This window comes from Luteibacter yeojuensis (assembly GCF_000964085.1).
Taxonomy (GTDB): Bacteria; Pseudomonadota; Gammaproteobacteria; order Xanthomonadales; family Rhodanobacteraceae; genus Luteibacter; species Luteibacter yeojuensis_A.
The window spans coordinates 55,276-64,337 of sequence record NZ_JZRB01000009.1; the positions used below are offsets into that span (position 1 = coordinate 55,276).

The 9,062-nt window shown below is 65.3% G+C and carries 9 protein-coding genes; 7 read left to right on the top strand and 2 right to left on the bottom strand.

The features are described from left to right. The first annotated feature begins 166 nt into the window (after positions 1 to 166). Positions 167 to 1,468, top strand: a complete 1,302-nt coding sequence (locus tag VI08_RS05130) for a serine hydrolase domain-containing protein (RefSeq protein WP_269745824.1) — start codon at positions 167 to 169, stop codon at positions 1,466 to 1,468. Continuing rightward, on the top strand, positions 1,465 to 3,342 hold the full coding sequence (locus VI08_RS05135; RefSeq protein ID WP_045828488.1) for a PDZ domain-containing protein: 1,878 nt from the start codon (positions 1,465 to 1,467) through the stop codon (positions 3,340 to 3,342). The genes VI08_RS05130 and VI08_RS05135 overlap by 4 nt, the downstream gene beginning before the upstream one ends. 99 nt (positions 3,343 to 3,441) lie before the next feature. On the opposite strand, the gene VI08_RS05140 is transcribed toward VI08_RS05135, so the two are convergent. Continuing rightward, positions 3,442 to 4,431, bottom strand: a complete 990-nt coding sequence (locus tag VI08_RS05140; protein WP_045828489.1) for an MDR family oxidoreductase — start codon at positions 4,429 to 4,431, stop codon at positions 3,442 to 3,444. 104 nt (positions 4,432 to 4,535) lie between these two features. Here VI08_RS05140 and VI08_RS05145 point away from each other — a divergent pair, with 104 nt between their 5' ends. From VI08_RS05145 to VI08_RS22350, 3 genes are all read left to right on the top strand, one after another. Then, positions 4,536 to 4,904, top strand: coding sequence for a winged helix-turn-helix transcriptional regulator (locus VI08_RS05145; RefSeq protein ID WP_045828490.1), 369 nt, complete (start codon positions 4,536 to 4,538; stop codon positions 4,902 to 4,904). A gap of 346 nt (positions 4,905 to 5,250) precedes the next feature. Beyond that, a complete protein-coding gene (locus tag VI08_RS05155; protein ID WP_045828491.1) occupies positions 5,251 to 5,958 on the top strand; it encodes a hypothetical protein in 708 nt (235 codons plus the stop codon). Positions 5,959 to 6,749: 791 nt separating this feature from the next. Further along, a complete protein-coding gene (locus VI08_RS22350; protein ID WP_269745825.1) occupies positions 6,750 to 7,286 on the top strand; it encodes a Fic family protein in 537 nt (178 codons plus the stop codon). Positions 7,287 to 7,320: 34 nt separating this feature from the next. On the opposite strand, the gene VI08_RS05165 is transcribed toward VI08_RS22350, so the two are convergent. After that, on the bottom strand, positions 7,321 to 7,959 hold the full coding sequence (locus tag VI08_RS05165; RefSeq protein ID WP_045828493.1) for a glutathione S-transferase family protein: 639 nt from the start codon (positions 7,957 to 7,959) through the stop codon (positions 7,321 to 7,323). A 164-nt stretch (positions 7,960 to 8,123) separates the two neighbouring features. Between VI08_RS05165 and VI08_RS05170 the strand changes: the two genes are divergently transcribed. Both VI08_RS05170 and VI08_RS05175 read left to right on the top strand, forming a co-directional pair. Further along, a complete protein-coding gene (locus VI08_RS05170) occupies positions 8,124 to 8,528 on the top strand; it encodes an MAPEG family protein (RefSeq protein WP_045828494.1) in 405 nt (134 codons plus the stop codon). A 5-nt stretch (positions 8,529 to 8,533) separates the two neighbouring features. Then, positions 8,534 to 9,040: an alpha/beta fold hydrolase gene (locus tag VI08_RS05175; RefSeq protein ID WP_052697702.1), complete on the top strand. Its 507-nt coding sequence runs from the start codon at positions 8,534 to 8,536 to the stop codon at positions 9,038 to 9,040. The last annotated feature ends 22 nt before the right edge of the window (positions 9,041 to 9,062 follow it).

Consider the following 9,062-nt stretch of genomic DNA (forward strand, 5'->3'; position numbering starts at 1 on the left):
GAGCGCCACCCGTAAAATCGCCCATTCATACAGCAGACGGCGACTCGTGAGATCCATCTCAACCTCGAGCGAATGGTGCGATCATGCCGCTACCCATCGCTGAGAGGACACCATGCGCACGAATGGATTCTTGCTAGCTACGGCGGCGCTCCTCGCCCTTCCCGTTATGGCGGTAACGGCTCCGAAGCCTGCCTGGCGCGCGCAGGCGGATGCCCTTCTCGCTGCTATACCGAATGATGGGCCGGGGGCCGCGGTAGTCGTGACGCAGGGCTCGGCCGTGACCTATGAAGCCTCGCGCGGCTTCGCCAGCGTCGAGCTCGGCGCGGCGCTTTCGCCGGCCACGCAGTTCCGCATCGGCTCGATCACGAAGACCGTCACCGCCGCCGCCATCCTGCGCCTGGCTGCCGACGGCCGGCTGGATATCGACAAGCCGATCGCCACGTGGTTGCCTACGTTTCCCAACGCGACGGCCATCACCGTGCGCGAGCTGCTCAACCACACCTCGGGCGTCAGCGATGAATGGGAGGCGCCACTCACCGACGTATTGGATACGCCGGCGCGACTGGCACTGATCGGCAAGGCAAAGCCCGGCTTCGCACCCGGCACCGACTGGAGCTACAGCAACTCGGGGTACATGGTGCTGGGCGCGATCCTCGAGAAGATCACGGGCAAGCCGTGGGACGAGGCCGAGCGAGCCCTGGTGCTCCAGCCGCTCGGCATCCCCACGATGGGGTACCACGGCGACACCGCGGTGATACCGGGCCTCGCGGCCGGCTACACAGTTGGCGCCGACGGCAAGCTGGCGCGGCCGGTGCTCTACAGCATCGCCGGCCCCGGTGCCGCCGGCTCACTCACGGCGGATGCGCGCGCTGTCGCGCTGCTGCCGCACCAGCTCGCGACGGCCGCAGCCCCGTGGCCGTCGGTGTTCAAGGCCATGGCTACGCCGGCGCGCGTGGGCGACACCATGCTCCCGTACGGCCTCGGCACGGTGCCGGGCACGCTGCGCGGTACGCCGGTGGTCGAACATTCGGGCGGCATCGAAGGTTTCACCGCGCACTACGTTTATATACCCGGTAAAGACACCAGCGTGGCCGTTCTCGAAAACTCCGATGCGCCGGCGGTCCCCGCGCGCGCCCTCGCCCGCCGCATCGCCGCGTTGGCGATCGGGAAGCCCTACCCCACATTCACGCCTGCCACGTGGTCTTCGACGGCACTGGCATCCGTGGCTGGCAGCTATGACATCGGCGACGGCAGCCAGCACGTCATCACCGTGCAGGGCGGTACCTTGCGCATCCGGCGCAGCGGCGGCCCGACCAAAGGCCTGGTCACCGCGCAGGGCGACATCCTCTACTACGCCGGCGACGGCACCGACTTCATCCATGTGGCACGGGATGCGAACGGTGCCGTCGTGGCCATCGAATTCCACGCTGACGGGGCCGAGGCGTCCCGTCGGGAGAAACGCCGTTGAAGATCCGTCTTGCCGCGTGCCTTTGGCTCGCCGCCTGCCCTTTCGCCGCGCTAGCCACCGACGGCCCCACGTACACACCCTTCGCATCAACCATCCCTGCTCCGGTCGACCACGCGTTCCCCGGCCACATCGAACTGGCGGTGGACGCGACGGACACCGTGCAGAAAATCTTCCGCATCCACGAAACGCTGCCCGTGCAGCCGGGGCCGGTGACCCTCCTCTACCCGGAGTGGGAACTCTCGAGCCACGGCCGAACCGTCTCGGCGGCGAACCTTGCCGGCCTGGTGGTCACCGCCGGTGGCCAGCCTGTCGCGTGGGAACGCGACCCCGTCGACATGCACGCCTTCCACGTGGACGTGCCGCCCGGCGCGGCAAACCTGGTGGTGGACTTCCAGTTCATCACGCGGGCGGACGACGCGCTGATCCGCGACGACCTCGTCAACGTGGCGTGGCAACGCCTGCTTGTGTACCCGGCGGGCTGGTTCGCACGGAACATCCCCGTGCAGGCGAGCCTTAAGGTGCCCGGGGGCCTTTCGGTCGCGACCTCGCTTACCGCTTCGGGCACCAGCGGCACCACCACGCGCTTCGCGGAAACGACGCTGGAAACGCTGCTCGATTCACCGGCCTTCGCCGCGCGGCATATCCAACGCGTACCGCTGGGCGACCCGAACCAGCCGGCCATGCAGTTGGACCTGATCGCCACCGACCCAGCCGATCTGCCCGTCGCACCAGACGCTGTCGGCAAGCTACGCAAGCTGGTGCGCGAAACGCGCGCCGTGATGGGCCCGCCACCTTACGCGCACTTCGACGGCCTGGTGGTGCTGGACGACAACTTCTCCGCCGGCGGCATCGAACACGCCAGCTCGGCGGAGATCTACCTGCCCGCGAACTACCTGCGCGAACCGGCCGACCAGCTCAACAATCTTGACCTCATCGCGCACGAGCACGTGCACGCGTGGAACGGCCGCTGGCGCCAGCCGGCCGACCTGTGGATCCCCACGCCGAACGTGCCCAGCCGCAACAGCCTGCTATGGGTGTACGAAGGCCAGACGGAATTCTGGGGCCGCGTGCTCGCGGCACGCAGCGGCATGCGCACCGTGCAACAGACGCTGGACAAGCTCGCGCTGGATGCGGCCGCCGTGCAGATCCATGCCGGGCGGGCGTGGAAGCCGCTGGCCGACACCACGAATGACCCGATCTATGTCACCGGCCGCAACACCGTGTGGCCGGAATGGCAGCGGCGCAAGGATTACTACGGCGAAGGCGTGATGCTGTGGCTCGATGTCGCGTCCAAGGCACCCATCGATGCCTTCGCCCATGCGTTCTTCGCGGTGCATGGCAAGCCCGGGAATGTCTCGACCTACACCTTCGACGATGTGTGCGCGGCACTCGCGAAGGTGGCGCCATCGGTCGACTGGCGGGCGTACCTCACGGAACGGCTGCAGGCAAAGGATGCGCGCGTGCTCGACGGGCTGGCGCGGCTTGGCTGGGCGCTGGCGTATACCGATACAGCGACCGACACCTTCCTGCAGGACGAGAAGGAAAGTGGCGCCACGAACCTGGCGTACTCCGTGGGCCTGGCGGTGGATGCCAAGGGGCGCGTCCGTGGCGTCGTCTGGGATAGCCCGGCGTTCAAGGCAGGCATGGCGCCTGGCGACATGATCACGGCGGTGAACGGGCAGGCGTTTTCGACGAAGGGTTTGCTGGACGCGGTGCGAGCGACGGTGACTACGCCGTTGGCGCTTACGTTCGAGCTAGATGGGGAGAAGCACGACGTGCGGCTGGTGTACAGCGGCGGTGCTCGCTATCCGCATCTCGTACGGTTACCAAAGGCAGCGGATCGCTTGTCGCCCTTGCTAGCGCCGCGAAGCTGACGTGCCAACGACCCTGTGGGAGCGCGCTTGCGCGCGATCGCGCGCAAGCGCGCTCCCACAAGAGGGCGATGCAGACCCACAGATAAACAACAAAGCGCGCTACGCGTTAACGTCAACCACGATACGCCCGCGCACCTTGCCCGGGATGATGTCTTCGTAGACATCCAGCACCTCGGCCAGGCCGATGAGTTGCACGGTGCTGTTGAGCTTGTCCAGGTCCAGGTCGGTGCCGAGGCGGTCCCAGGCTTCCTGGCGTGCGTGCTGCGGCGCGTTCACGGAATCGATGCCGGCCAGGGTCACGTTGCGGAGGATGAAGGGCAGCACGGTGGTCGGCAGGTCGGTGCCCTGCGCGAGACCGCAGGCGGCGACGGCGCCGCGGTATTTTGTTTCCGCGATGGCGTTGGCCAGGGTGTGGCTGCCGACGGCATCGACGACGCCGGCCCAGCGCTCCTTGCCCAGCGGCGCCTCACGCGGTTCGGAGAGGGTCTTGCGGTCGACGATGTCGGCGGCGCCCAGCGCACGCAGGTAATCCGCATGCTCCGGGCGGCCCGTGGCGGCCACCGTGCGGTAGCCCAGCTTCGACAGGATCGCCAGCGCGATGGAACCCACGCCACCGTTCGCCCCGGTGACCAGGATATCGCCCTTGTCGGGCGTGACGCCCGCATGCTCCAGCGCTAGCACGCACAGCATCGCCGTGTAGCCCGCCGTGCCGATGGCCATGGCGTCGCGGGTGCTGAGCGTATCCGGGATCTTCACCAGCCACTCGCCGCGCACGCGCGCACGCTGGGCCAGGCCGCCATGGTGCGTCTGGCTCAGGTGCCAGCCGTTAAGCACCACGCGGTCGCCCGCCTTGAAGCCCGGGTTGCCCGACTCGAGCACCACGCCCGAGAAATCGATGCCCGGGATCAGCGGGAACTGCTGGATGACCGGGCGCGTGTTCGTCAGCGCGAGCGCATCCTTGTAGTTGAGCGTGGAGTACTCGACCTGCACGAGGACATCGCCCTCCATCAGGTTTGCTTCCTCGAAATCGACCACCTGGGTCGACACGGTGTCACCGTCCTTGCGGGTGAGCAGTGCTTTGAACGTCATGGCCAAGCCTCAGTGTTTGCGAGATGCAACCATGCTAGGGTCGTACCTTGATCGTCACAAGAACGACGATATTTCATAGGTACTATGGTTTTCAGGAGTATGCGATGCGCGCCAAACGCTGGGACGGGAAAAGCGGCTGCGCCGTCGAGGTGACGTTGTCGGTCATCGGCGGCGTGTGGAAGCCGGTGGTGCTGTTCCACCTCATCGAAGGCAAGAAGCGCTTCATGGAACTGACGCGGCTGGTGCCCAACGCCACGCAATCGATGCTGACGAACCAGCTACGCGAACTGGAAGCCGATGGCGTCATCACGCGGCACGTCTACCCGGAAGTACCGCCAAAGGTGGAATACGAGATGTCGGAATTCGGGAAGACGTTGATCCCGATTCTCTTGTCGATGCGTGCGTGGGGCGAGGCGTATCGGGATAGCCACGGCGACGAGGCCGTGGATGCGTCGAACTGCGGCGTGGCTTAAGCCACGTCCTTCGGCACCTGCGAAGCAAACGCCCGCTGGTACGCCGGCCGCGCTTCACCACGCGCCACGTATGCCGCCAGGTTCGGGAACTCGTGGAGGATGCCTGACATCTTCAGGCGCGATAGCACCGACCATAAAATCAAGTCAAGCTTCGGACGCCTTGATCGCGTCAACATCAAGAAAGGCTTACACGACGTCGCGGCGTACGCCTTCAACGATTGACAGAATTCCCCGACATCGGTGGAGCAGCGGCATGTCTACGCTTCCTTGAACTTCGCGCCAAGTACGCGCGCGGACGTTCGCGCCAAGGCATTGGGGCCTTGGCGTCCATCAAGGAAGCACATTCATGCAAAAGCTCACTAAGGAAGACCGCGATCTCATTGCTGGCGGACAACACACGACCCTGCTCCCTGGCCCGAACGTCCCGGAACCTCCGAGCATCCCCACCGACCCCGACGACCCCTCTGGCGGCATTGCCGGCGACGGCAACGGTGGCGGCGGTGGCGGCGATGGCGCTGGCGGCGGTGGTGCGGGCAACGGAGATGGCGGATCTGAGTCCTCGCAGGACAAGAGGCCGAAGTACCAGCATAAGACGCCCGGCGGCATCCCGTTCACGACGCGCGCCCTGCTCAACCATGAGCAGGTGGCGCTCGCCTCCGAGATTCTCGACTATGCCCAAGCGAGAGGAATTCGATCGGACTATGCCGGCATTCTGGTTCGACAAGCATTCTACGAGACGTCGCTCGGCACCAATTTCCGAAACCCCACGCATATTGGTATTTTCCAGTACGGCCCGAAGACCTGGGCCGAGCGACATAACGACCTGAACATCAATAGCCGGTCGGATCAGATCAAGGCGATGTATCGTGACGTTGAAGGATATGGTCCGCGGTATTCTGAGAAGCATAATTCGGGCGAGATTCCTTGGCATATCTCGTTCGAGTATTACGTTGAGTTGAAGCATCATGGCGGGACGAACTTCACCGACTGGAACTCACCCTGGATCGCTGAGTACCAGGCGGCCGCTGCAAACCTCGGCTTCAACGAGTGGTAGCGAATATGTACTTCGCCCACTGGATTGTCGCTGCGTCTAGCCTGATCACGCCGCCACCCTTGCCTTGCGATTACTCGAATGCGCACTACGAGCATTCGAGCAATCATGATTGGAAGGTGGATTTCGTTCACCTCGGACGACGCGTCTTCGCATCTGACATCGCCCTACGCCTGACTGGCCCTGGGCCTGATGCTTCGTATTGGTTCTTGTACGATGTCGGCGCCGCTCCGCAGGTAAATCTTATTTCCACCACTGACGTAACCGCTGCCGGGTGGGAGCCACCCGACGCTGACGGTGGAATACGGCCCCTCGGACAGCTCGTGGTGTTTGCATGGAACAAGGACGACGTCATCGACCTCTCCCCGCCCGACGGGCATAACCGAGCTGCAACGGCCTTGTTTCTTCCCGGACTCAGTGACGCCTTGGCTCATAGAGCCAGCATCCGAAAGTCGTTGGAACCCGGCATCTTCAGATTCACCCATTGCAAATAGGAGCAGTGCCCAGCCCGAACAGGGCTGGGCACTCTACTCATGCCCGACGCAGTGACGACTCGCCTCACGAAGGTCATAGCACTTCCCAGCATGCTCTCCTGCGCGCAGGTACACCTCTCCAAGGCCGATAGGGCACTTCGTTCCTTCAGCCGAATTCCGGCTTGGAGAGCCTCGGATCCCGTTAATACATGGGTACCACCCAGCCACGATGAGTTTTGGATTGCAAATCGACATCCGCTCGCATCGACACCGTCGACGACCACGTCGCCCGAGACCATCGCCTGGCACCCGCACTCGCTTATGTCAGGTCAGGCGCTAAGTTTGCTTGGTCAACGCTTACTGGGACCTACTCTTTCGAGCTCTGCACAATTCATCGATGTATTGAGCGGGGTCAACCGCGCAAGCGATTCGAAATCTCAGGGCGTACGACGTGTCGCGGTCGGCACGCGAGGTACCGACGGGTCTACCGTAGCGTTTCCGCCATGGCCCGACGTTATGCCTGCTCTCACATGTCTTTGGCAGTGGTTGCATCGAGCGAATGTCCCTCTTTTCGTCAGATCGACGGCCGCAATGCTCGCGATCTGCAATATCCATCCATTCGTCGACGGCAACGGCCGAGCGGCTCGCTGGCTTTTCAATACGATCATCCTTGGCGGCACCACCCCACCCCAGCGCACGCTCCCCCTTTACGAATACTTCCATCGTGATGGCGGGACATCAACCCTGCTGTTCCGAACCGTGGAGCTTAGCGGCGATTGGGACCCGCTCTTTGCCTACATCGCGGCGATCCTCGACGAAATGGCCTATCGAAGATCGCTCGCTAACGCATGGCTCTAGATCAAGCTGCTTCGCCAATAGCGCGACGCGGCGCTCAACCGCCGTCCTTCGGCACCTGCGAAGCAAACGCCCTCTGGTACGCGGGCCGTGCTTCACCACGCGCCACGTACGCCGCCAGGTTCGGGAACTCGTTGAGGATGCCCGACATCTTCAGGCGCAGTAGCACCGAGACCATCATCAGGTCGCCGGCGCTGAACTCGCCATCGAGCCATTCGTCATCGCCCAGCCGCGCGGAGAGCTGTGCCAGGCGCTGGCGGATGCGGTCCATCACCAGCGGCAAGCGTTGCTCGGCCCACGGCTGGTCGCCTTCGGCGAAGCGCGCGCACTGCAGGTCGAGGATGGGCGGTTCCACGCTGTTCACCGCCGCGAACATCCACATGATGGCGCGGCTGCGTGCGTCTTCGTCCCTGGGCAGCAGATGGCCGTGCTTGTCGGCGAGGTGCAGGATGATGGCGCCGGATTCGAAGAGGACCAGGTCGTCGTCTTCGTACGTGGGGATCTGGCCGAAGGGGCTGCGCGCGATGTGCGCCGGCTCCTTCATCGCCGGGAAGGTGAGCGGGCGGATGTCGTAGTCCTGGCCCACTTCCTCCAGTGCCCAGCGCACGCGAGTATCGCGGGCCAGGCCCCTGCCGCCATCGGGCGAACGCTCGAACGCGGTGATGGTGACGGTCATGGCACGCTCCCCGGTGGGCCAATGGCGACCCGGCGAGCTTACCTCACGCCCGGGCGCCATGGTCACCGTGGCGCAAATGCCACTATCGGTGTCGTTCGCGGCGCTAGGGGCCGGCGCCGATCGCGCGTAGAGTGCCCCCACACCCACCGCCTACAGGAATGCCGATGTCCCCCGACCTGCTTTGGCTCGTCTACACCTGCGTCCTTACCGGCATCATCTGGGTGCCCTACGTGCTGGCCCGGATCGTGCGGCACGGGCCCTGGGCCGCCTTCGGCACGCCCGACCACGCCACGCGCCCCGACCCCGCCTGGGCGGAACGTGCCCGCGCGGCACACGCGAACGCCGCTGAGAACCTGGTTGTGTTCGCCCCGCTGGTGATCATCGCGGTGATGGTCGGTGCGACCTCCCCCAACACGCTGATGGCAGCGAAGGCGTACTTCTTCGCCCGGCTGGTGCATGTGCTCGCCTACAGCCTGGCCATCCCCGTGGTGCGTACCCTGGCCTTCGTGGCCGGCTTCGTCGCGACGGCGGTGTACGCGGTGGCGATCCTGCAGCACATGGCGGCGTGAGGCGCGTGCTGGCGTTCCTTCTGGCCGCCGCCAGCGCACTACCCGCACCCGCCGCGCCGGTCGTCAGCGATGCCGCGTACACGCATGCGGCGCGCCTCGTCGACGTCGGCCATGGCCGGCGGATCAACCTGTACTGCCGTGGCAGCGGCTCGCCCACCGTCATCTTCGATGCGGGCCTCAGCGACAGCACGCGGGCGTGGGCGCTCGTGCAGCCGGCCGTCAGCGAACACCACGCCACATGCTCGTACGACCGCGCCGGCCTGGGCTTCAGCGACCCCGCCACGCGACCGAACACGCCGGCCAACGATGTCGCGGACATCCACGCCGCACTCGCGGCCGCCGGGGTGAAACCACCGTACGTGCTCGTCGGCCATTCCTCCGGCGGGCGGGCCGTGCGCGTGTTCGCCGACCGCTACCGCGACGAAGTGGTGGGCATCCGGCCCGAAGTGGTCGTGGCGGCCATCGAGCAAGTGCTCTCGGCCACCCAAATGCCACCATCCACCCACCCCTAACCCCCCGCCCCCCTCCTGTGGG